Raw genomic sequence first — 23,280 nt, 5'->3', positions numbered from 1 at the left:
GTCAGCCCTCGCAAACAGAATCTAACTGTGCCAATAACATCAGCATGACCAGCGCCTGCCCGTAAGGCACGGCGACATTGGGAATATCGCGATAGAACTGTAAGTCGTGTCCCATCGCTGTGCCGTCCGAGACACCCTGTACCACGCCCTGTGCGTCAATCTGCGCCACCACGGCGGCATAGCCTTTTTCCAGTACGTCCTGCGGGAAATCGTGCAGCATGCCCAATCGACGCGCCGTCAGAATCCCGGCGATAAATCCGGCGCTGGCGGAGGTCTCCAGCGGCGAATCTGGGTCATCCAGCAGCGTGTGCCACAGGCCAGACTCGTGCTGGCAACGTGCCAGCGTTGTCGTTTGCTGCTCCAGAATCGCTTCCAGCGTGCGCAATACCGGCGCGGACAGTTGATCCTCCGCCAGCACTCGCATTTCCGGCAGCACCAGCGTGATCCAGGCGTTGCCGCGTCCCCAGAATGCATTGGCATAGTGATGGCGACCGACAAACGTCCAGCCGTGATACCACAGCCCGCTACGCACATCGGCCAGATAGCGCGCATGCGTAACGAGCTGATATTCCGCTTCTTCGATCAGATCGCGGCGGGAGAGCAATTTCCCCGCCACCACCAGAAACAGACCGGCCATAAACAGCGTGTCGTCCCACAATTGCCCGGTGTTTGGCCGCTCTTTCACCGTGTGCTGGAAGCCGCCGTCCTCGGTTTTCGGTAGCGAGTGCAGCAGCCAGTCCGCCCAGTCACTCACGGTTTCACGCCACTGCGCGGGCGCATCCGGTTTGTCCTGACACAGCAACGCCAGCACCAGCATCGGCGCCGTCGAGTTGATCTGACGCGGCGGCAGCCCGGCATCCAGCTTTTGCTGATACCAGTTCGCCAGCGTCGTCAGCATGGTGTCGTCCTGCGTCAGATGCGCCAGCTTCCAGAAACCGTACAGCCCGACGCCGACTTCCCAATCCCACTCTTCGAATTGAATCGTCAGTCCGGCGTCCGGCGTGTCGTCCTGCGTCACGCTGTCGATTGCTTTCAGGCGGCAAAATGCCCGCGCCACCTGCGCCAGCAGCGCTTCGGTTTGTTGTCGGTTAAGTGAACCTGTCTGCATGTCATGGGTTTCCTGTGTTGAACTGCGGGACGACCGGGACATCGTCGGGAAAAATGAAAGGCTGCTGCGCCACGCTGAATCCTGCTTTGTGGCTAAAGGCCAATTCGCCGTAATCGGGATCGTCGATACGCACGCCGTCGCTGTCCTGTATCAGCGAACGCCCTCGGAAGCGGGCAGCGAATGCGGCGAATCCTTGTGCGCCGTCGCCGCTGTCCACGGCAACGAACCACACGTTCTGTTCGCCATACGCGCGCAGTTCGCCTTCCGCCTGCTGGCCTGCGGTCGCAAACGGCTGTAATCCGGCGGGATTATGAAACGCGGCATAGCCGTTGCCGCCGCGTACGAAGCACCAGACATCTTCAACGATGACCTCATCCAGCGCGGTTTGTGGCAGATAGAGGTGCGTCCACGGACGGACATCCTGTTGCAGATCGAACACCATCAGCGCGCGATTACGGTACTGCATCAAGTGCGGCAAACGTCCATTGCCCGCCCAATAAGAAGGACGGTGCACGCCGTCAGGGCGATCTTCGCCGGGGTGGTTCACCCACAGGCGGGCGGCATAGTGCGTACCCAGCCGCACGTCCAGCAGATGCTGCTGGTGTCCGGGCTGGCCGGGGTGATGATCGAAGACGGAAGAAAACGCCACGTCGTTCTGCTTCCAGGCGATGATGCGGGCGCTGCGGTTCAACCCTTGAACCCAACGTGCTTCTGCACCGTGCGGCAGTGACCAGTGTGCAATTCGATCCGTCGTTTCCGGCGGCTGATAGTCGCTCAGGCACAGCAGCGGCAGCGCGGCACAGTGCGGAATCAGCCAGCCCTCGCCCCACATCAGCGCACACAGGCCGGACAGTTCGGTCAACATGCCGGAGCGCAGTTCTTTATCGTAGGCGCGTCCCATGGTGCCAACCGCGACGCCGTTCTGATGTACCCACGCCGTCATCAGCATGATGCGGTCAATCACCACGCGAGACTTCTCGCGCAGATCGGCATCCTGCGCCAGTTCATACAGCGCCACCAGCCCAATCAGATCGATGGGGTAATAGGCAGCCGAGTTCCACTCCACCAGCCCGTGCTCCAGAATGGAATCAAACCAGCGCATCAGGCGTTCGTGAGCAATCGCTTTCTGCTCCAGACCGCGGCGGCCGCTGCATGGGAAGGTGTCATCAGGGAAGTTTTGCCCGGCCAGATATTGCGCGACGTGGAAGCACAGGCAGTGGTTTTCGCTCCAGAACCACATGGTGTCGTTGCCCGGTTCATCAATCCAGTAGCGGAAACCGAGAATCGCGCTGCGCACGCGACGCCAGTCCTGTGGTGGCAACTGCTGCCCTTGATAGCGCTGCCACAGCCAAATCAGCGGCACCAACTGGAAATCGGCACAGTCTTCGCGGCGGCTGATTTTTTGCAGCGCGCTATTGAGAATCGGCGCGGCGGCATCGTTGCCCTCACCCGTCGCGACAATCGCCAGTAGCCGCCCGAGGCGTTCAAAACCGTGCAGCGCGGTATGGCGTAGCACCGCTTCACGCCGCGCGGCCAGCGTCGGTAACGCAGGCATCGTTTGCGATGGCAAGCGCCCGAAACTGAGCGTTCGCGTCAGCGTAACGCCATTGCAGGTCGCGGCACAGACCAGATCGTAGTAGCCCACCAGAACCGCAGGCAGATCCACCTGCCAGCCGAGATTGCCAGCAGGCAGCGTTTGTTTTTGCTGCCATGCAGGGACGGATTCGTTGACGTTGCCAATCAGCCGATGCGCCATCGTCACGGATTCCGGCAGCGGCTGCGCGCTATTGAGCACCAGCACAGGCGGTTGGATCAGGTTATTTTCCAGCGTCAGCCTGTTCACCCAGCTATCCAGCGCGGCCAGCTGTGCGCTGAGCGCCGCGTCTTCATCAAGCTGCCAGAAGAGCGTGTCGTCCCCCTGATAGCACAGGCTGAACAGGTAGTCGGTATCACGTTCGCACAGCTCTTCGCTATGCACCACCAGCGTGTTCGCCCCTGCTTGCAGCGGCAGTGTGATGTCACAGGTTTGTTCGGTATTGCGGGTAAACGGCGTAAAGCGGGTAATCGGTTCGCCGTTCAGCCACAGCGTGACGCCGCCGCAGGTGCTGAGCGTAAACGGTGCCGCTTGGGCGCTGTTGCTGTGGATCACGCAGCGGGAAAAGCGCTGCACGTGAACCGGACACGGCCAGAAATCGCTGAAATTTACGCTGCGGCTTTCATCGCCGCCGCTCCACATCAGCGGGAAGCGTAAATCGTCCGGCAGCGCCACCTCGCGCTTTGCCTCTTCCTGCAAAAAACGCACGCGGCAGGGCAGCACGCCGACATCGACAAAACCGTTAATAAAGCGGTAATTCACCTTATCCGGCAGCGTATCCGGCTCGGCGAAATAACGTTTTTCCGTCAACTCGGTGATGAGAAACCGATTAATGACGCCGTTCTTCTTTAATTTCCAACCGATATTCATACGGAATCCTGTTTACGGCGTTGAAAAATAAAATAACGAAAATTTATGGCGGCACTTATTTGCACTCTCGCTGTGCACACCCTGCCAATATTTAGGGCAGCGGGCCATTCTCTGCACCGTGACATCGCAATTAGAATGCAAATTTGCATTAAATTGTCATTTGCATTCATTTATTGACATTTCGCATTAATAAATAAGATTCTCGCGTTTATATATGTGATTAATATCACAAAAATGCTTTATTTAAATCAACATTTAAAATATCTTTAACCTGCTTCACATAAATCAATCAGCGTTCTGTCCATGATTGCATGATGAAAATGACAGATGAATGCAAATTTGCATTAATTAAAAGACAGCCTAAATCGCAGGAATAAAATAAATCCCGTCGCCAACGCCAGGGTATTTACGTCATTAATCAAACATAAGATGTGCTCACCAACGGAGAGGTTTATGATGCGTTCCAACACCGCGTTATTTTTTTCCGCCCTTGCACTGGGGTTATTCAGCAGCAGCGCGTTAGCCGCTAAAACGCAAATAACATTTTTATATAGTGACGACGATCCCGAATTAGTGCATTTCATGGAGCAGAAAGTAAAAGCTTTCTCCCAGAGCAATGAGCGCATCGATGTGAATTTTGTCAGCACCGGCTATAACGCGCTGCAAACACAGTTGCCGATGCAGCTGGCAGCAGGCTTAGGCCCGGATATTGCCAAAACCACGCAAATGGGGCTGCTCGGCTATACGCTGGATTTGCGCCCTTACCTGAAAGACCCCGCCGCCTTTGAGAAACGCTACAGCGCCGGTATCGAAAAGATCATGCGCGTGAAAGGCGTGCACAAAGCGGATGCGCTGCCGGGCTTTGTCGCGTCCTGGACCGCCGATCTGCCGTTCGTTAACGTGACGCTGTTTGAACAGGCGGGCGTTCCTCTGCCGCAGCCGGGCTACACGATTGATGATTTGATGAAAGCCTCGAAGCTGGTTGCGGAAAAAACCGGCGTGCATATCCCCTTCACCATCGACCGCAGCGGTTTCCGCTTCTCTGGCCCAGCTTACTCTTACGGCGCACGTTACGATAAAGACGGACTGATCAACTTCCCGGACGCCGCCGCGCAGCAGTGGATTAAAGATCTGAAACGCTGGTCGGACGAAGGCGTGTTCCCGCGTGAAATGTGGGGCGCGGCAGGCGGTGGTCAGTACAAGAGCATGGCGGACGATTTCGTGAACGGCAACATCGTGACCTACTTCTCCGGCAACTGGCTGTTGAACCAGTTCAGTAAGCAGATTGGCGACGGTTTTGACTGGAAAGTGCTGCCTGCGCCGTGCAAAGAGAAATGCATCTCGATGGGCGGAGCGACCTTCATCATGCCGTTCACCACCACCAAACACCCGCAGGAAGTCGCCGAATTTATGGAGTGGCTGGGCAGCGAACCGCTACAACGTGAGATCGCCGAGCGCTTCAATATTATTGTCGGCGCGGATATCACCGATCTGCACTACCAGACCAAAGATAAGCACGTGATCGACGGCCTGAACACCGCGCGTGAAGAGATCAAAAAGATCCCGTCTTACGTCTTTGATTGGGAACGCATGGAAAGTCTGGGCGCGAACGAACTGTACCCTATTATCCTGACGCGCTTTACCCAATATCTGAACGATCAGGTGTCGTTTGATGAGTATCTGCGCCTGACGTCAAACGATGTGAAGCGCCTCAACGAGACGATCGCGACCAATCAACAACAGCGGAAAAACGCACCGTGAAATGGCTGCTGAGGGAGATCGACATCGATGGCGATCGTCCCTTTGATCGCATTAGCGAAAGCACGATATGCGAACAGCGCTGGCCGGGACAACATCGCTATCTGCTGGTCACCGGCGGTTTCACTCGTCTGCTGCACTGGCATGACGGCCTGCTGACCTGCCGCGGCGGCGACCGTTTTCCCATCGGCGACCCAGCCAGCCTGTCGCGGCTGGGGCTGTGGGCGGTACAGGAGATGCTTCAGGCCGTTGAGGGCATCACGCCGCTTACGCCGCTCAGTGAAGCGCTGTTCCTGCACTTCGATAAGCATGTCGATCGCGTGATCGACTGGTCAAAGCAGGCACAGGCCGCTGACTACACCACGCTCGGGCACGTTGTGCTGGCACACCCGCAAGACGCGCTGTCGGTGCAGTTGCTGACCCGCTGTGCGGGCGAGTTGAGTCTGCTGCTCAACAGCCTGCCGGACTCACAAACTGAACCCGTCAGCCTCAGCGGCGATCTGGCGATTGCCTGTCTTCCCTATCTGGATTCTGGAGCGCACGCATCATGACGACATGGCTCTATGCCGGTGTGGATGGCGGCGGTACAGGCTGTCGGGCACGTATTTATCAAGCCGACGGTACGCCGCTCGGTCAGGGACACGGCGGTCGTGCCAATCTGCTGCTCGGCGTGGAAAGCGTGCGCCAGTCGGTGGACGATGCCATCGCGCAGGCGTTGAAGCACAGCGGGCTGTCGCCGGATGACGCATCCCGGCTGAAAGTCGGACTGGCACTCGCCAGCGCAGAACATCGCACCGCCTACGAGGCGTTTCTGGCGTTGCCACATCCTTACGCGACGCAGGTGCTCAACACCGATGCTCTGGGTGCCTGTCTGGCCGTCAATCAAGGGAAAGACGCAGGCGTGGTCATTGCCGGAACCGGCTCCTGTGGGCTGGCGTGGCAGAACCAGACGATTACCGCCTACGGCGGCCATGAATTCCCGATTTCCGATCAGGGTAGCGGCGCACGGCTTGGGCTGGCGGCGCTGCAACATACCTATAATGTGCTGCAAGGCTGGTGCACGCCGTCTGCGCTCAGTCAGCGTATCGACGATTTCTTTTCCGCCAGCACAGCGCCCACGAACACGCTCGACGCGCTACAGACATTTAGCCAACAGGCGAAACCGGGCGACTATGCACAGTTCGCCCGCCACGTATTTGACTGCGCTCAGCAGGATGATGCCGTTTCTCATGCGCTGCTAGCGCAAACGGCCAGCGAAATCAGCCTGCTGTTGGCCGCCGTGGCACGCCACGCAACACCTCGCTTATCGCTCATGGGCAGCATCGGCCTGCATATTCGGCCCTGGCTACCAGACGAGTGGCAATCCCAACTCGCCGCCCCGGTGGGTGATGCGCTCGACGGCGCACGATTGATTGCCTGTCATGATTATGCGTTATACCGCTAGTCCTTTGGGTTCGACCAGCAACCCCGCCTATGGAGATAGTCATGGAATCACTCACTCGCAGAACCTTCGTCAAGCTCGGTGCAGGCAGCGCCATCACGCTGGCTGGCGGCTTTTTTCACGCGAATGGCGAATCAGCAGCCCCCGCCGGGCCGCTGCGCATTGCCATTATTTCAGACGTCCACGTCCACAATATCTACGGTAACTACGATTTTGACGGCCTGCCCGATGCGCAGACCGGAAAGAAGCTGACCATTCGCACCTTGAAAGATTCGGTGAATTCGACCCGCATCTTCAACGAGCCCTACTTTGCGCTGCTGGCCGCGCTGGACGAACTGGCAAAACAGCAGGTGAAATACGTGGTGCTGTCCGGCGATTATTCTGATGACGGCCAGCAGCCTACCGTTGAAGGGATTGCCGCCATCCTGACGCAGTATGAACAGCGCCACGGGATGCGATTCTTCGCCACGCCCGGCAACCACGATGTCAATCGCCCTCAGGGGGATGACTCCTGGCAACGGATGCTCAACGCCGACGGCAGCAGCACCATGCTGAGCAGCAAACCCGGCGTTAAGCTTGGCGACGCGCAGTCGCTGATTGTCACCGCCAAGATGCAGGCGCTCGGCTATGAGCGCGGCCTGCCGCTGATGAAGCCGTTTGGTTTCTTTAAACGCGACGACTTCCTGCACTGGGAAACGCCGTTTGGCGACAGCGACGAACTCAGTAAACGCCAGTATCTCGCCCGTTCGCCGGACGGCAGCAAGCAGTGGAACATTGTGGACGCGTCCTATCTGGTAGAGCCAGAAGCGGGGCTGTGGCTGCTTTCCATTGATGCCAACGTGTATCAGGTCAAAGACGGCCCGGAGAAACGTGAAGGGATTGAAGGCTACTCCACCAGCAGCAATACCGGCTGGAACGCCTTGCTGACCGAGAAACCGTTCATGCTGCCGTGGGTGAAATCGGTGGTACAGCGGGCGAAAGCGCAGAATAAGAAGCTGCTGGTGTTCTCACACTATCCACTGGTCGATTTCCTCGACGGCACGGTGGAGGACGAAAAGCAGCTGTTTGGCAGCAACAGCTTCATTAAACGCACGCCACGGCCGGAGGTTGCCGAGCAGGCGCTGGCGGCCGGAATTCGCCTGCACTTCAGCGGTCACCTGCACGTCAATGACACCGGCGTGTATCGCGGTTCACAGGGGACGCTGGTGAATGTCGCGGTGCCGTCGCTGGCCGCTTACCCGCCCGCCATGAAGCTAGCGACGCTGCATAGTGACCGGGTCGATATCGATACGCTGGTCCTGCGCAACGTGCCGCAATTCAACCACTTGTTCCCGTTCTATCAGAAAGAGTTGGATCGCACCGGTGAACCGCTGGGCGATATTCTGAAAAGCCGCGATTATTACGACTTCCTGCATCATCATCTGGCGCTGCTGGTACGCCAGCGTTTTCTGGTAAAAGACTGGCCAGAAGATTTATCGCCCCTCATTAACACGCTGAACTGTGGCGATCTGCTGTGGATTGCGCAGCAACAGGATCCGCTCAGCGCCAAAACGCTGCCCGACGCCGCTGAGCGCAAACCGAATGCGGTCGCGGGCACAGATGGGTTACAGGATATTTCACTGCTCACGCTGGTGACCGACTGGTATTGCCTGCGCAACGGCAGCGATCTCGCCTGGCAGGATATTCCGGCTGCGCGGGTGAAACAGTACCGCGCCCTGCTGGCGGCCTACACGCCAACGGCCACACTACCGCCGGACAGCCTGCAATACCGCTTCGGCCTGATGCTAAAAATCCTCGCCGGTTACATCAACGATGAGCCAGCGACTCGCTTTGTGGTTGATATGCAGGGGAATTTCGTCACGGTGTGATGTATTCATGGAATTGGCTTTTAGTCACATTGCTTGTGCACGGTTTCGTGCGCCACACTGGAGATAAAACTGAGCTAACTCATATGCTCACGGGTCTTCTCTTCACGGCGTAAAAAATTATGCTGAGGTGAGCATGAACGCCGAGTGAGCGGCATGGACGCCGCGAAAGCCAGTGCCGCGTCGGGAACGCGTCACTGGCGGCTCGAAAAGCGGGCATGGGCACCGAAGGGACCGCGTTAGCGGCATAATTTCCGCCAAAAGCCGGGGTTCATAGGGGGCTGGCTTAGCCCCCTATGTCGGGCGCGTGCTACGACGTAGCATGAAGATAACAGTGCTTGAAGCGCACGAAATATTCCCCCAAACCAAACCAAACCAAACCTAATCGCCTTACATACTTTCTTACCTATTGCCTCTATCGTCATCGATAAAAATCGGTATGTTATAATATAACAATTAACCTTTTACCGATGATAATGACAAGTTTTTACTCCCTCTCCGCGCTGAAGCGCGTGTTACTGGTTTTCCTGCTGTTGGTGCCGTTGTGGTTATTGGTTGGATGGGCGGTGGTGTTGCCATGATTGCCCTGCAAGAACTGGCCTTTGGCTATCGTAATCAACCACCGCTCGCGACGCTCAGCGGGTGCTTTCATCAAGGCTCGCTGACAGCAATTATCGGCGCAAACGGCACGGGCAAATCCACGCTGCTGAAGACGCTGGCGGGTCTGTTGCCGCCACTATCCGGCTCATTCAGCCTCGGTAGGGGTTGTGAAGATAGCGCTATCGGTTATTTGCCTCAGCTCTCCGAATTTGATCGGCAGTTTCCTATCAACGTACGCGATCTGGTGCTCATGGGCTCGCTGCCCCATCGCGGATTACTACGAAGTATCAATGCCAACTGGCATCGTAAAGCGGCAGACGCGCTCGACGCCGTCTCAATGGCAGACTTTGCCGATCGGCATATTGGCGTCCTGTCCGGTGGGCAGCTACAGCGCGTGCTCTTCGCGCGGCTGATGCTGACTCAGGCTCCCATCATTCTGCTGGATGAGCCTTTTACCGGCGTCGATAGCCACACCACGCAGGCGCTTTTGCAGATTATTGAGCAGCTTCACGCAGAAGGCAGGACTATTCTGGCCGTGTTGCACGATCTGGAGCTGGTCGGTCAGCACTTCCCGAATATCTTGCATCTCACCCCAGACGGCCCTCACTGGGGAGAGGCTCAGCCCATCTTACATAGCCTGCGCAAGGCAGACAGCGATACGCCAACGCTCAGGATCGTCACGTCATGATGTTATTTCACCTTATTGCTTCGCCTTTTACCGAATTCGGTTTTATGCGTCGTGCGCTGGTCGGCTGTCTGGTCATCACGCTAAGCGCCGCGCCGTTGGGCTGTTTCCTGCTGTTGCGACGCATGAGCCTGATTGGCGATGCGCTGTCACACGCGGTCTTACCCGGTGTCGCCATCGGCTACCTCATCTCCGGGATGTCGCTGCTGGCGATGGGGATCGGCGGCTTTATCGCCGGACTGGCCGTCGCCATGCTCTCCGGTTTCGTCACCCGCCACACGGAATTAAAAGAAGACGCCAGCTTTGCCGGATTTTACCTCGGCTCGCTGGCGCTCGGCGTCACGCTGGTGTCACTGCGCGGCTCCAGCGTCGATCTGCTGCATGTGCTGTTCGGTTCGATCCTCGCGGTGGATCGCGCCGCGCTGATCGACATTGCGCTGATCGGATCGACTTCCTTACTGGTACTCGCGGTGATCTATCGGGCGCTGGTGATTGAATCGTTTGACGTGACCTTCCTGCGCATCAGTTCAGGCCGCTATCGGGCGTTGATCCACGGCCTGTTCCTGTCGCTGGTGGTGCTGAATCTGGTCGCCGGGTTCCAGCTGTTAGGCACGCTGATGACGGTCGGCATGATGATGCTACCTGCCGCCAGCGCGAGATTTTGGACGCAGCGTCTGCCCGTCATGCTCGGCATTGCGGTGCTGCAAGGGATGCTCGCCAGCCTGAGCGGGCTGCTGTGGTCCTACTATGCCGAGCTGCCCGCCGGGCCCGCCATCATTCTGACGATTACGCTGTTTTTCTGTTTCTCGGTCTGCGTTGGTCACAACGGCGGGCTGCTACGCCTGCGTCGTTGACCAATGAATCTCGTTATCTGCAATGTTCTGTGAGGAAAGAAATGAAACGTTCACTGTTAGCTATTGCGTTATCCGGCCTGCTGCTTAGCCCACTGGCGATGGCAAAGAATCTTGATGTGGTAGCCAGCTTTTCCGTACTCGGCGATATGGTCAGCCATATTGGCGGCGATCGCGTTACCGTGACCGATCTGGTGAAGGTCAATGGCGATCCGCATGAGTTTGAACCCTCTCCGAAAGACAGCAAGACGCTGGCTCAGGCCGATCTGGTGTTCGTTAACGGGCTGGGGCTGGAGGGGTGGATTGACCGACTGGTCACCGCCTCCGGCTATCATGGCGATGTCATTACGGCCTCAAACGGAATTGAAACCCGCACCATGGTGGAAGATGGCAAAACAGAAACCGATCCGCATGCCTGGAACAGCATGAGCAACGGTGTGGTCTACGCGCACAACATCGTTAATGCGCTGGTGAAAGCCGATCCAACGAATGCCGATTACTATCGTCAGCAGGGTGAAGCCTACATCAAACAGCTACAGGAACTGGATAGCTATGCGAAGAAAACCTTTGCCGCGATTCCGCCAGAAAAGCGTAAAGTGCTGACCAGCCATGACGCGTTTGGTTATTTCGGCCATGCCTACGGCGTGAAGTTCCTGTCGCCGGTAGGCTACTCTACCGAATCGGAAGCCAGCAGCAAAAAAGTGGCCTCGCTGATTAAGCAAATCAAGCAAGAGAAGGTGAAAAGCTACTTCATTGAAAACCAAACCGATGGACGTCTGGTGAAACAAATCGCCGATGCCAGCGGCGCACAGCCCGGCGGTGAACTGTACCCGGAAGCCCTGACTGACGCCTCCGGCCCTGCGGCAACCTATACCGCCGCATTTAAGCATAACGTCGATACTCTCGCCGCCAGCATGAAGTAAATCCCATTCCTGCCAGTGCCACAACACTGGCAGGAAATCTCGCTCTGCCCCGCCCTATGAAAAAAATTCACTACACTTAACCAGCACGATCTTTCCGAGGAGGGTCTATGACATCGCAATCTTTCGACAACAACGGGTTACGCCAGAAACTTCGCGGGCTATGGTTTCTGGAATCCTTCATTGATGTACTGGGTGACGGCAGCGTGGTTCATATGATGGGGGAAGGGGCAACCGGATATATTCAGTACACTGACGATAACTGGATGACGGTGCAAATCATGGGCAGCGACAGAGTGCCCTACGACTCGGGCATCATGACGGAGGTTCAGAGCAGCAGCTGATGCAGGCCGCCGCCACCTACTTCGCGTATGCGGGCCGTTATGAAACCCATGACGCAGCGCAGACCGTCACGCACTATCTGGACTATTGCCTCATTCCGAACTGGATTGGTTCCAGCCAGCTGCGCTACGCACAGTTCAGTGAAAACGACACACGTCTCTGTTTAACAACGGATCCGATGACGTTCAACGGCGTGGTGCATAAACCCGAACTCAACTGGCGGAAGCAGTCGGCCTGACACAACGCGTCATGCACAAGGCGTCAGGCACAAACCCGGTTTACACCAGCGTCAGATTGAACGCTTTGCCTTTCAGCTCCGTTTGCGCCTCGGGCGCTAACGCGCTGTCGGTGATGATATCGGTCAGCTCTGACAGAGGCGTGACGCAGAACAGTGAGTACGCGCCGTACTTGCTGCTGTCGGCCAACAGTATCCGGCGGCTGGCATTCGCGCCAAGATCTTGTTTTACGCCGGCTTTCTCTTCCGTCGGCGTGGTGACGCCTTTATCCAGGCTCCACGAGTTGCAGCTGATAAACGCAATATCGGGGTAAATGCTGCGCAACAGACGGCGGCCGTGTTCACCGATGCAGGACTGGCTGCTGTCATCAATACGCCCACCGATAATCGTCACTTCGATCTGCTTGAACTCAGACAGGAACAGCGCAATTTGCAGATCGGCGGTAATCACACGCAGCGGCAGATGTGTCAGGTGACGCGCCAGCTCCAGCATGGTCGTTCCTGCATCCAGCACCACCGCACTGCCCGGTTTGACCAGCGTTGCGGCATAGCGCGCTATCGCCTGCTTTTCCTGAAGACTGCGTTGTAATTTTTCATTCGTGGTCGGCTGGGAAGGAATAAAACGATTGAGCGTCACGCCGCCATGACTGCGGCTAATCACGCCCTGCTCATCCAGTTTGATCAAATCACGACGGATCGTCGCCGGAGAAGCGTCGATCACGGACACCAGCTCATCTACCGTCACCAGATTATGGCTTTTCAGATAATCCATAATCTGATCAAGACGGCTCTGGCCTCTTACTTTATCCCCGCTCATGCGGAAAGCATCGGTTAATGTAGGATCCACGGCGATATCCATCTTGCTGTCATAAAGTTACTGTAAATTGTTGGTTGCAGGATACCAGAAACCTTCCCGAACACGGGAAGGAAGATATCCTGCAATGCGCGCTGTATCGCGTTTTATTCGCTTACAAAACCCCTGCCATCAACGGTGATAAGTTACCGCCAATCAGGCCAGTTGCATCGCGAGCTGGATAGAGATCGCCATACTTTCGGACTTCGCTTTTCCTGTCCAGGCAATATCAAACGCCGTGCCGTGGTCAGCAGACGTACGGATGAACGGCAATCCGGCAGTGATATTCACCCCATCATAGAAGCCCAGCAGCTTGAGCGGAATGTGTCCCTGATCGTGATACATCGCCACGACCATGTCGTACTGGCCTTCATACGCCTGCAAATAGACGGTATCCGGCGGGCACGGGCCATAAACATCAATGCCTTTGGCCTTCATGGCTTCAACCGATGGCGACACGATTGTGATCTCTTCGTCACCAAACAGACCATTCTCGCCCGCGTGCGGGTTAACCCCAGCAACGGCGATACGTGGGTGGGTAAAACCGACACGCTTGAGGAAGACATCCGCCATGTCGATCACCGTTTCCACGCGATCGCGGTTCAGCGTATCCAGGAATTTACGCAGCGCGATGTGCGTTGAAACATGGATAACCTTCAACTTATCGGTATACAGCACCATCGCATAGTCGCGGCTGTTGGTCAGTTTCGCCAGCAGCTCGGTGTGGCCCGGATAAATATGCCCCGCAGAGTGCAGCGCTTCTTTATTCAGCGGCGCGGTCGCAATCGCGTGGACTTCACCGGCCATCGCCAGCGCAGTCGCTTTCTTGATGCAGCGATAAGCCAAATCGCCCGCCTGTGCCTGAACGACACCAGGCTCCAGCGCCTGAGGATCTTCCAGCGGCTCATCAATGATGTTGATGACGCCCGGCGCGAAGACCGCGTCAGCTGGCTTATCAATGATTTTCAGCTCTACGGCTGGCACCACATTCAGCGCCAGAATACGTCGCATCGTCTGTACGCAGCCCACCACCACGGCAGACGCGCCGGAAAGCTCGCCTTCGGCCAGCGACTTTATAATAATTTCCGGTCCAATCCCTGCCGGATCACCCATCGTTACCGCAATAATTTTACTCACTGACCTTCTCCTCAATAAAACGTAAAACGTCGAGCAAAGTAGTTTCGTTGCCAAAACCCCCCGCTTTAGTCATCACAGGGGTCGTGCCGACAACGCTGTTCAGCAGGTATCCCCAGGGCACACAGGATGCGATTTGCCCCTTAATCTGAAAGCCGGTCGCGCCCAGTGCGGTTGCCACGGCAATCGCAATGTCACCACCGGATAAATACAGTCCGCCCGGCAGACGCTGGTTAGCGCTGCCCGCCGTCAGGCTGTCTAGCGCCTGAACAATATTGCGCGTAAGTTCCCCCAGATAGTGGCTGATCGTTTCGCCAAGCTGCTGTCGGCTAAGCCCAAGCTGCTGGCACCGCGCGTCGATCTCGAAGCGCTGATTTTCGTTATGACAGGTACGAATAATGCAGTGATTACCGCTCATCAACGCCTTCACCGCGTCCTCACTCTGAGATGCTATGACGGTGGATGACTCGGCTGAAAAGAGTGCGTTGATATCAATATCAACCAGCGTGACATCGCTGCGCAGCCTGACGGCCGCAATCTGTTTTTGAGCAATGTCGCTCATCGACCCAACGACAGCCAGCAGTGGCTTTTCGGTTTTACGCGTAAAATTCTGCGTATTCGCCAGCGCTTCGCTCAGGCCCGCCGAACCGACCAGCAAGGGGCGAAACGGCAACGTTCTGGCGGCATCAACGATATGCGCCAGATCGTCCTGCACGTCCGTATCAAGAATAATCAGACGCACGCCCTCGTCCGCCAGCTGCTGCAAACGGTGGGCTAAATTAGCCTGACGGACGTCATCAAGGTGTATCTCCGCCACCGGTAACGCGGTTTGTTCTGCCAGGCGGGTAGCGATAGAAGCGGAGGTCACCGGCGTTTTGGGATCGCTGGCAAATTCCGTATCGGTAAGCAGACGACCATTTACCCAGACTTCACCTTTGCGGGTCACACGCCCCAGCGTCGGTGACGCCGCGGCAATCAGCGCGACGGGCACGGCTGCCGCAGACAGCGCGGCGGCGATTTCCGCCCCCAAATTCCCACGCAGCGTCGAATCAATCTTCTTGATAATCCAGCCTTGCCCGCCTGCTGCCTGCCAGGCTGCAACCGCTTCTGCGGTACGTTGAGACGCCACGTCGTCACGCGCCGCACGGCTATCGGTGTTGATCACCACCGCATCGCCCAGTAAATCCGCGTGCAGTTTATTAACGTCAAAAACGACGCTAACCCGCGCGCCATGCTGCGCCAGACCGACGCCCGCATCATTGGCACCCGTAAAGTCATCAGCGACCACTAATACCTGTTCTGCTGATTGCTGCACGTTTGACATACTCCATCCCCGGTTCATGATTACCTGATAATGATTATATTGAATCACGTTTGATTATATGTGAGCAATATCAAATTATTTAAAAGGAATTTCACCTATAAATTATCACCACGATGTGGCAAATGGCGTTTAGACGTGATGAGAACCACGTCATTTGACTGAAAGTAATCACCATCGCAACCATTATCATCATAGCGATAACGCTCTGGCGAAAGAGAAAAGGCAAGGTAATAAGCATGAACATCAATAGCACTATCCTCAGCGGTTACCGGGTACTTCAGGACATTAGTCACCTGTTGGCAGGGAAACAGCACGTTTTATTTGTCACCGACAAAAACATCGTCGGGCTGCCTGACGTTCAGGCGCTGATCGCACAAGTTAAGCAAGCCGTTCCGCAGGTGCTGTTGGTTGATAATGTTCCTGCCGAGCCAAGCCAGCACGACGTTGCTCAGATACTGAGCCAGCTCACACAAACCCAGACCGATCTGGTGATTGGCGTCGGTGGCGGTAGCGTGCTGGATGTCGCCAAACTGCTTTCCGTACTGTGCGCGGGCGATGACACCGTCACGCTGGATAGCCTGCTGGCAGGGGAAAAACCGACGCGCCGCACGACATCCCTGCTTATCCCGACCACCGCAGGAACCGGCTCAGAAGCCACGCCGAATGCCATTCTGGCGATCCCAGAGAAAGAGACCAAAGTCGGCATTATTACGCCAGTGATGCTGCCGGACTACGTTGCACTGGTGCCGGAGCTGACCATCAGCATGCCGTCACATATCGCCGCTTCAACCGGTATTGATGCGCTCTGCCACCTGATTGAGTGTTTCACCTCAACGATTGCCAACCCGGTCAGCGACAACTACGCGCTGATTGGCCTGAAAAAGCTGTTTGCCAACCTCGAAACCTCCGTGCGCGAGCCGAGCAATATGGAAGCCAAGCTGAACATGCTGTGGGCGTCCTACTACGGCGGTGCCGCCATTGCCCACTCCGGTACGCATCTGGTTCACGCTATGTCTTACCCGCTGGGCGGCAAGTACCACATCCCACACGGCGTAGCGAACGCCATCCTGCTCGCCCCTTGCATGCGTTTCGTGCAGGACGCCGCACAGGAGAAATTCGCACAGGCGTATGACCTGCTGCCGGATGCCGATCTGACGCTCAGTACCGCGGAAAAAGCGCAGGCGCTGGTGACCTACTTCAGCGAGTTGGTTAAACGCCTCAACCTGCCTAACACCTTACAGCAGCTCGGCGTGGAAAAAGACCACCTGCCGTACCTGGTTGATGCCGCGTTACAGGTTCAGCGCCTGATGAAAAACGTGCCAACACAGGTCAGCGCCGACGACGTCCGTGAGGTTTATCTGACCCTCTTTTAAAGCGCGGATTTAGGCAAAACGGTTTTAAATTTTCATCTTTTTGATTATGTGTCACGAGGAAGAACAATGAGTAAAAATATTACCGGCGTCCTGACCGCCATCGTCACGCCGTTTGATAACCAGGGCGAATTTAACCCCGCTGCTATGCGTCTTCAGGTTCAGCGCCAGATGCGCTACGGCAACGGTATTTTTTGTAACGGCACCAACGGTGAGTTTTTCGTACTGCACACCGATGAAAAAGTCGCCGTTACTGAAACCTGCGTTGATGAAGTCGCCGGAAAAGTGCCGGTTGTCGGCCACATCGGTGAAATCTCCACGCGGGAAACCATCAAGCTCGGCAAACGCATCGCCGCGCTGGGTGTTGATGCCGTTTCGGTCATCACCCCGTATTTCATCCCACTCAAACAGGAAGAACTGATCGCCCATTACACCGCCGTCGCCGATGCGCTGACTGTGCCGGTGTTTCTCTACAACATTCCTGCACGCACGGGGAATACGCTGGCGCCGGAAACCGTCCGCACGCTGGCGGATCACCCGAACATCATCGGCATTAAAGACAGCGCAGGCAGCTATGAAAGCCTGAGCGGTTATGTGCAAGCGGTGAAAGGTGTACAGGGCTTTAACGTATTGAATGGCCCAGACTCGCTCATTCACCAGGGCTTTGTTGACGGCTGCTCCGCCTGTATTTCCGGGCTGGCTAACGTGGCTCCGGAACCGATCAGCCAGATTTGGCATCGTTTCCACGCCGGTGACATTGAAGGCTCCCGTCAGGCACAAGAACAGGTTGCCGAGTTGCGTAAGACACTGTACGCCATCGCGTTCTCACCGGCTGTGGTGAAAAAAGCGCTGGCGATCATGGGTGAAGATGTCGGCGTCAGCCGCTATCCGATCCAGTTTTCCGCACAGGATGAAGACAACATCCGCAACATCCTTAATCAATTCTCGCAGTAACAGAGAAATATCAATTTCCACTTATAGGCCGAGAAGATATGAACCATTTTAACCTTACTGACACCCTCATAATCGTTGGGATGATTGTGTTTTATATCGCATTCACCTCATGGTTAACCTACAAGCTCCGCAGTAAATCGAACACCGAGTTCATGGAAGGATCACGCGCGCTACCGGCGTTTATCGTCGGTATCCTGCTGATGACCGAGTTCATCGGTGCCAAATCCACCATCGGTACGGCGCAGTCCGCCTTTGAGAACGGCTTTGCCGCATCCTGGTCGGTGATTGGTGCCGCCATCGGTTTCCCGCTGTTTGGTATGATTCTGGTGAAGAAGATTTATAACACCGGGAAGATCACCATCTCCGGCGCGATTGCCGAGAAATACGGTACCAGCACCAAAAACATTATCTCGATCATCATGATCTATGCGCTGTTGCTGGTTAACGTGGGCAACTACGTCAGCGGCGCGGCAGCCATCGCCACGGTGTTGAAAGTTTCTCTGCCTGTCGCCGCGCTGATCACCGCTGTCGTCAGTACTTTCTACTACTACTTCGGTGGCCTGAAAGGGACAGCCTACATCACGCTGATCCACAGCGCCGTGAAGTACGCGGGCGTCATGATCATTCTGTTCGTCGCGTTGAAAATGACCGGCGGCTTCAAGCCGATGATCGAACAAATGCCGGATTACTACTGGACGTGGGACGGAAAACTCGGTGCAGGCACTATCTTCGCCTGGCTGATCGGGACTATCGGTTCTATCTTCTGTACGCAATTCGTCATTCAGGCCATTTCGTCAACGAAAGATGCCACCAGCGCCAAACGTGCGACCTGGGTTGCCTTCTTCTTCTGTATGCCGATTGCGCTGGCTATCGCGGTCATCGGTGTCGCAGCGAAGTTCGCTCACCCTGAAATCAACAGCCTGTACGCGATGCCGGTCTTCCTGCAAGACATGAACCCATGGCTCGCCGGTCTGGTCACCACGTCACTGGTCGCGTCTATCTTCATTAGCGTGAGTATGGTGGCACTGGCTATCGTTTCCCTGTTGATTAAGGACTTCTACGTTCCTTACTGGAAACCGACGCCAGAAAAAGAAATGAAAATGACCCGAATCCTGTCGCTTGTCGTCGGTTTCGCGCCGCTCCTCTTCGTTCTGTTCGTCCCTGAAATTCTGAAGCTGTCGTTCTTTACGCGTGCCATTCGTCTGTCGATTTCCGTGGTTGCGGTGATTGCGTTCTACCTGCCGTTTTTCAACAGCGCACGCGGTGCAAACGCCAGCCTGATATCAGCCTGCGTCGTCACCTCTGTTTGGTATATTCTCGGCAACCCGTACGGCATCGATAACATGTATGTCGCGTTGGTTACCCCTGCTATCGTCATGCTGATCGACCGCATGATTCCGAACAAAGCGGCCAAAATCAAAATTTCTCAAACTGAAAATAAATCAGGAGCCTGAGTCATGAGTAGCGAAACCATTACCGTGGAACGTAGCGGAAAAGTTCATCACGCAGAAGGCGATGCCGCGCGTCTGGATGCCTACATTCCATCGGAATGCCCGCAGAATCATGCGGCCAACCTGCTCCATCTGCCGAACGGCGATGTGCTGTGCGTCTGGTTCGGCGGCACACAGGAAGGGATTGCGGATATCTCTATCTACATGTCCCGTCTGGTAAAAGGCAGCGATAGCTGGAGTCAAGCCGTTAAGCTGTCTGAAGATGCCACGCGTTCCGAGCAGAACCCGGTTCTGTTCCTCGCACCGGACAACGTGCTGTGGCTGCTGTACACCGCGCAGAAATCCGGTAATCAGGACACCGCGATTGTGCGCTACCGTCAGTCTACGGATTTCGGTGCGACCTGGGGCGAGATCGGCACACTGCTCGATCAGCCGGGTACCTTTATCCGCCAGCCCATCACCGTGTTGGCAAACGGCGACTGGCTGCTGCCGGTGTTCTACTGCCGCGTTCAGCCGGGTGAAAAATGGGTCGGCAACGATGATGACAGCGCCGTAAAAATTTCCAGCGATCGGGGGAAAACCTGGCAGGAATATCCAGTGCCGAACAGCACGGGCTGCGTGCATATGAACATCACCCCGCTGAAGGACGGCACGCTGCTGGCGCTGTACCGTAGCCGCTGGGCGGATTTCATCTACCAAAGCCGTTCAACGGATGGCGGTAAAACCTGGTCAGATCCCGTGCCGACCGAGTTGCCGAACAACAACTCGTCCATTCAGGTGACGACGCTGGAGAATGGCCATCTGGCACTGGTGTTCAACCATATGAGCGCCGCCGATGCTACCGAACGCCGTCTGTCACTGTACGATGAAATCGAGGATGAAGAAGACAAAGCCAGCAATGCCAAAATGCCGGAAGTGCAAGCCGGTGCTCGTAGCGCCTTCTGGGGTGCTCCACGCGCGCCGATGACGCTCGCCATTTCGGAAGACGGCGGTAAGAGCTGGCCGTGGCAGCGCAATATCGAAGTGGGGGACGGCTACTGCATGACCAATAACTCCACGGAGAAGCTGAACCGCGAGTTCTCTTACCCCAGCGTCAAGCAAGCGCCGGACGGTAAGCTACACGTGGCGTTCACCTACTTCCGTCAGGCGATCAAGCACGTCGTGGTGAGTGAGGAGTGGGTCAAAGCGAACTAAACCACGCTGCTTTTTCTCTTTGCCAGCGGGGGCTCTCCCCCGCTACCTTCAGGACACTATAATGATTGCAGGAAACCTCAACGCCCTCAAACTCGCCACGCTGCCCGATGCACTGTGGGCTATTCTGTCCGCACCAGGCATGTCGTTAGCTGAACTGAATGCGCTACCCGAAGGCCGTTATCAGCCGGAAGGAGCCGACTGGTTCTACAACATCGGCACCGTGAACACCGCACCGCGCGCCACACGACATACCGAATTTCACAGCAACTACCTCGATATTCAACTGATTCTGGAAGGCGAGGAGATTATCGGTTACGGTCTGAATGATGTGCACGGTCAACCCGCGACCGAACGTAAGCCGGATCTCTACATTCTGGATAATCCTCAGGTGCCGCATCAGATCCACCTGCGGGCAGGCGACTTCGTCACCTTCTATCCGGGTGAAGCCCATCAGGCGCTGTGTGCCATTAACGACAGCCCTGCTCCGGTCAAAAAAGCCGTGTTTAAAATCCCCGTCACATTGTTGTAATTAAGAATGGTTGCATCAAAGCCGTTAAGTTTGATTAAGGAGACACATGTCATGTCAGCGACAGCCCCTAAACACGCCCTGATTACCGGTAGCAGCTCAGGGATCGGTGCCGCCATCACACAAAAATTACTGACGGAAGGCTGGCAGGTAACTGGCCTGTCACGCAAACCGGGTGATTACTCACATCCAAACTTTACCCACCGCGCGGTGGATATTATGGATACGCCCGCGCTGACGGCCATTCTGGTCGAGATTACGCAGGTCGATGCCATCATCCATGCCGCGGGCATCATGAAAGCCGCCCCGCTCGGTCAGCTTTCGCTGGAAGACGGTGAAACGCTATGGCGATTGCATATCAACGCGGCGCAGGTGCTCGCCGACCGTCTGGTCGATAAGCTGCCGCAGGGTGGCCGCATCGTGCTGCTGGGCAGCCGTACGTCGAGCGGTTCAGCAGGGCGCAGTCAGTACGTCACCACCAAATCTGCGATGATCGGCATGGCAAGAAGCTGGGCGGCGGAACTGGCTCCGCGCGGCATTACGGTAAACATCGTCGCGCCGGGCGCAACGGAAACGCCGATGCTGACGATGCCGGGCCGCCAGAGTTCTCCGCCGAAGCTGCCGCCGATTGGACGCTTCATCCAGCCACAGGAAGTGGCCGATCTGGTGGGTTATCTGCTCTCCCCGTCTGCCGCAGCCATTACCGGACAGCAGTTGGTGATGTGCGGTGGTGCGTCGCTATAAGCCATCACGATGTCCTTGCCAAACCGGCCGCACAGGCCGGTTTGGCTAGCTGCTGGAACGCGGTTCAAAGATAAACTTCACTTTTTCCTGTACGGGGGGATGCTCGTCGTTGTCCATCATGGCGAGTACCAAACGCCCGACCTCCGCACCCAGCTTTTCATAATCAAGCCGCATCGCGGTCAGCGCTGGGAACGTGTGCTCACATTGTTCAGAGCCATCCAGGCAGGTAATCGCCAGATCGTAAGGGACTTTCATCAGGCGGCGCTGGCATTCAAAGAGCGCACCCAGCGCTATTTCCTCATGGCTACAGATAATCGCATCCAGCTCCGGCTGGTTTTGCAGCAATTCCGTCATCGCATAGCGGCCAAACTGTAGGCTAGGCGCTTCCGGGATCGTAATTTTCAGATCCGCATTGTGATAGTGCGCCAGCATGGCTTTATTCCAGCCGTTCAACTGCTGTTTTTGCAAACGGTTATCCGTATGCGCGCCGATATAAGCCACGTGGCGATACCCCTTTTCCAGCAGCGACATCGTCAGTTGCTCCGCCGCTTCGGCCAGGGCGATATCAATATTGATATTCGCACTCAGCACGTCAGCACCGGAAACGTTCACCGTAATAACGTTGCTGGCCTGAATAATGTCTCGGGTTCGCTGTGAGAGTTGCGCGCTGAATAACACCAGCGCCGCTGGCCGCTGCTGCAGGAGTTTTTCGACCATTCCCGCTTCGGTATGCTGGCGATATTCATGGCAGCCCATGATTAACGGAACGTTATGTTTGCCCACCGCCTGTTGCAGCGCCTGCACAAAACGCACGCTGGCGCGATCTTGCTGAAAAGGATAAAGCACCGCGATAGCAGGTTGATAGGCTGATGCCAGCGCGCCTGCTGCCTGATTCGGAACATAGCCCAGCGTTTTTATCGCGTCATTGATTTTCTTCTGTGTGGCATCGGAGACCAGACCGGGTTCCCGCAACGCGCGGGACACCGTCATCGCGCCGACACCGGCATGGCTCGCAATGTCCTGTAGCGTCACGCGACTCGTACTCTCGGTGAGCTGGCTGGCCTCTTGATTGGGTTCATAGCCTAATGCTCTGGCGGCCAGTTCCACTTTGCTGCGTAACTTTTCAGAGACCAGATCGGGTTTGCGCATCACGCGCGATACCGTCATCGTGCCTACACCCGCGTAGTCGGCGACATCCTGTAGCGTAACCTTACCGGTACTGCGACGCTTACGCATGCTCACTTCCTCTCCATTCGTCATTTTTCTCATCGCGCGGTCGCGATAACAGCCTCTTACGTCATTGCTTTCAGGCTAGCGTGAAGGGCGAACGGCCCCGCTTTCCCGACGCATTCACGCCGAACCATCGCCGTTCCTAGTGTGCCTGTGACGACGCGGGGGAACAAATAATGGCCCCGCTTGTGCTAAGCAGGTCACAGTTAATGATAGCCATATCAGTTAGCG

Annotated in this window: 19 protein-coding genes and 1 pseudogene; 14 read left to right on the top strand and 6 right to left on the bottom strand. The window is 56.3% G+C overall.

Annotated features, from left to right (window positions below; translation table 11 throughout):
- Position 1: 1 nt before the first annotated feature.
- Both Q3A88_RS03845 and Q3A88_RS03840 read right to left on the bottom strand, forming a co-directional pair.
- The gene (locus tag Q3A88_RS03845) at positions 2-1,108 is read right to left on the bottom strand and encodes a glycoside hydrolase family 105 protein (protein ID WP_039465869.1); all 1,107 of its coding nucleotides are present in this window, start codon (positions 1,106-1,108) and stop codon (positions 2-4) included.
- Position 1,109: 1 nt separating this feature from the next.
- Positions 1,110-3,572 (bottom strand): hypothetical protein, encoded by a 2,463-nt coding sequence (locus Q3A88_RS03840; protein ID WP_317177431.1) that lies wholly within the window; start codon positions 3,570-3,572, stop codon positions 1,110-1,112.
- A gap of 453 nt (positions 3,573-4,025) precedes the next feature.
- Here Q3A88_RS03840 and Q3A88_RS03835 point away from each other — a divergent pair, with 453 nt between their 5' ends.
- From Q3A88_RS03835 to Q3A88_RS21875, 8 genes and pseudogenes are all read left to right on the top strand, one after another.
- A complete protein-coding gene (locus Q3A88_RS03835; RefSeq protein ID WP_010286561.1) occupies positions 4,026-5,333 on the top strand; it encodes an ABC transporter substrate-binding protein in 1,308 nt (435 codons plus the stop codon).
- Positions 5,330-5,881, top strand: coding sequence for a glucosamine kinase (locus tag Q3A88_RS03830; protein ID WP_317177430.1), 552 nt, complete (start codon positions 5,330-5,332; stop codon positions 5,879-5,881). Before Q3A88_RS03835 ends, Q3A88_RS03830 begins: the two co-directional genes overlap by 4 nt.
- On the top strand, positions 5,878-6,774 hold the full coding sequence (locus Q3A88_RS03825; protein WP_317177429.1) for a BadF/BadG/BcrA/BcrD ATPase family protein: 897 nt from the start codon (positions 5,878-5,880) through the stop codon (positions 6,772-6,774). Before Q3A88_RS03830 ends, Q3A88_RS03825 begins: the two co-directional genes overlap by 4 nt.
- A 41-nt stretch (positions 6,775-6,815) precedes the next feature.
- A complete protein-coding gene (locus Q3A88_RS03820) occupies positions 6,816-8,639 on the top strand; it encodes a metallophosphoesterase (protein ID WP_317177428.1) in 1,824 nt (607 codons plus the stop codon).
- 574 nt (positions 8,640-9,213) lie between these two features.
- Complete coding sequence (locus tag Q3A88_RS03815) at positions 9,214-9,924, top strand: metal ABC transporter ATP-binding protein (protein WP_181025861.1); 711 nt, start codon at positions 9,214-9,216, stop codon at positions 9,922-9,924.
- On the top strand, positions 9,921-10,775 hold the full coding sequence (locus tag Q3A88_RS03810; protein WP_317177427.1) for a metal ABC transporter permease: 855 nt from the start codon (positions 9,921-9,923) through the stop codon (positions 10,773-10,775). Before Q3A88_RS03815 ends, Q3A88_RS03810 begins: the two co-directional genes overlap by 4 nt.
- A 41-nt stretch (positions 10,776-10,816) precedes the next feature.
- Positions 10,817-11,695, top strand: coding sequence for a metal ABC transporter substrate-binding protein (locus Q3A88_RS03805; protein ID WP_039465858.1), 879 nt, complete (start codon positions 10,817-10,819; stop codon positions 11,693-11,695).
- A gap of 107 nt (positions 11,696-11,802) precedes the next feature.
- A pseudogene (locus Q3A88_RS21875) lies at positions 11,803-12,272 on the top strand (lipocalin-like domain-containing protein).
- 40 nt (positions 12,273-12,312) lie between these two features.
- On the opposite strand, the gene Q3A88_RS03790 reads toward Q3A88_RS21875, so the two are convergent.
- The 3 genes from Q3A88_RS03790 to dtnK form a co-directional block, all read right to left on the bottom strand.
- A complete protein-coding gene (locus Q3A88_RS03790) occupies positions 12,313-13,128 on the bottom strand; it encodes a DeoR/GlpR family DNA-binding transcription regulator (RefSeq protein ID WP_233990211.1) in 816 nt (271 codons plus the stop codon).
- 150 nt (positions 13,129-13,278) lie between these two features.
- Positions 13,279-14,259: a D-threonate 4-phosphate dehydrogenase gene (locus Q3A88_RS03785; protein WP_317177424.1), complete on the bottom strand. Its 981-nt coding sequence runs from the start codon at positions 14,257-14,259 to the stop codon at positions 13,279-13,281.
- The gene (gene dtnK / locus Q3A88_RS03780; protein WP_317177423.1) at positions 14,252-15,580 is read right to left on the bottom strand and encodes a D-threonate kinase; all 1,329 of its coding nucleotides are present in this window, start codon (positions 15,578-15,580) and stop codon (positions 14,252-14,254) included. The genes Q3A88_RS03785 and dtnK overlap by 8 nt, the downstream gene beginning before the upstream one ends.
- Positions 15,581-15,816: 236 nt before the next feature.
- Here dtnK and Q3A88_RS03775 point away from each other — a divergent pair, with 236 nt between their 5' ends.
- The 6 genes from Q3A88_RS03775 (at position 15,817) to Q3A88_RS03750 (ending at position 21,819) form a co-directional block, all read left to right on the top strand.
- Positions 15,817-16,953 (top strand): iron-containing alcohol dehydrogenase, encoded by a 1,137-nt coding sequence (locus Q3A88_RS03775; protein WP_110162422.1) that lies wholly within the window; start codon positions 15,817-15,819, stop codon positions 16,951-16,953.
- Between the two features lie 66 nt (positions 16,954-17,019).
- Positions 17,020-17,904, top strand: coding sequence for a dihydrodipicolinate synthase family protein (locus Q3A88_RS03770; protein WP_110162421.1), 885 nt, complete (start codon positions 17,020-17,022; stop codon positions 17,902-17,904).
- 38 nt (positions 17,905-17,942) lie between these two features.
- Positions 17,943-19,358 carry a sodium:solute symporter family protein gene (locus tag Q3A88_RS03765; RefSeq protein WP_039549716.1) on the top strand — a complete coding sequence of 472 codons (1,416 nt, stop codon included), beginning with the start codon at positions 17,943-17,945 and terminating at the stop codon, positions 19,356-19,358.
- Between the two features lie 3 nt (positions 19,359-19,361).
- Positions 19,362-20,549, top strand: coding sequence for a sialidase family protein (locus tag Q3A88_RS03760; protein ID WP_317177422.1), 1,188 nt, complete (start codon positions 19,362-19,364; stop codon positions 20,547-20,549).
- Between the two features lie 61 nt (positions 20,550-20,610).
- Positions 20,611-21,078, top strand: coding sequence for a YhcH/YjgK/YiaL family protein (locus Q3A88_RS03755; protein ID WP_039555260.1), 468 nt, complete (start codon positions 20,611-20,613; stop codon positions 21,076-21,078).
- Positions 21,079-21,129: 51 nt separating this feature from the next.
- On the top strand, positions 21,130-21,819 hold the full coding sequence (locus Q3A88_RS03750) for an SDR family oxidoreductase (RefSeq protein WP_317177421.1): 690 nt from the start codon (positions 21,130-21,132) through the stop codon (positions 21,817-21,819).
- Positions 21,820-21,864: 45 nt separating this feature from the next.
- Here the strand turns inward: Q3A88_RS03750 and Q3A88_RS03745 are convergent, their stop codons facing one another.
- Positions 21,865-23,055 (bottom strand): LacI family DNA-binding transcriptional regulator, encoded by a 1,191-nt coding sequence (locus Q3A88_RS03745; RefSeq protein ID WP_317177420.1) that lies wholly within the window; start codon positions 23,053-23,055, stop codon positions 21,865-21,867.
- Between the last annotated feature and the right edge of the window lie 225 nt (positions 23,056-23,280).

The sequence above is a fragment of the Pectobacterium sp. HCp5_1 genome (genome assembly GCF_032905925.1).
Lineage (GTDB): Bacteria > Pseudomonadota > Gammaproteobacteria > Enterobacterales > Enterobacteriaceae > Pectobacterium > Pectobacterium brasiliense_A.
The sequence above is the reverse complement of the archived record's forward strand: the minus strand, read 5'-3'. Positions and strand labels throughout refer to the sequence as shown.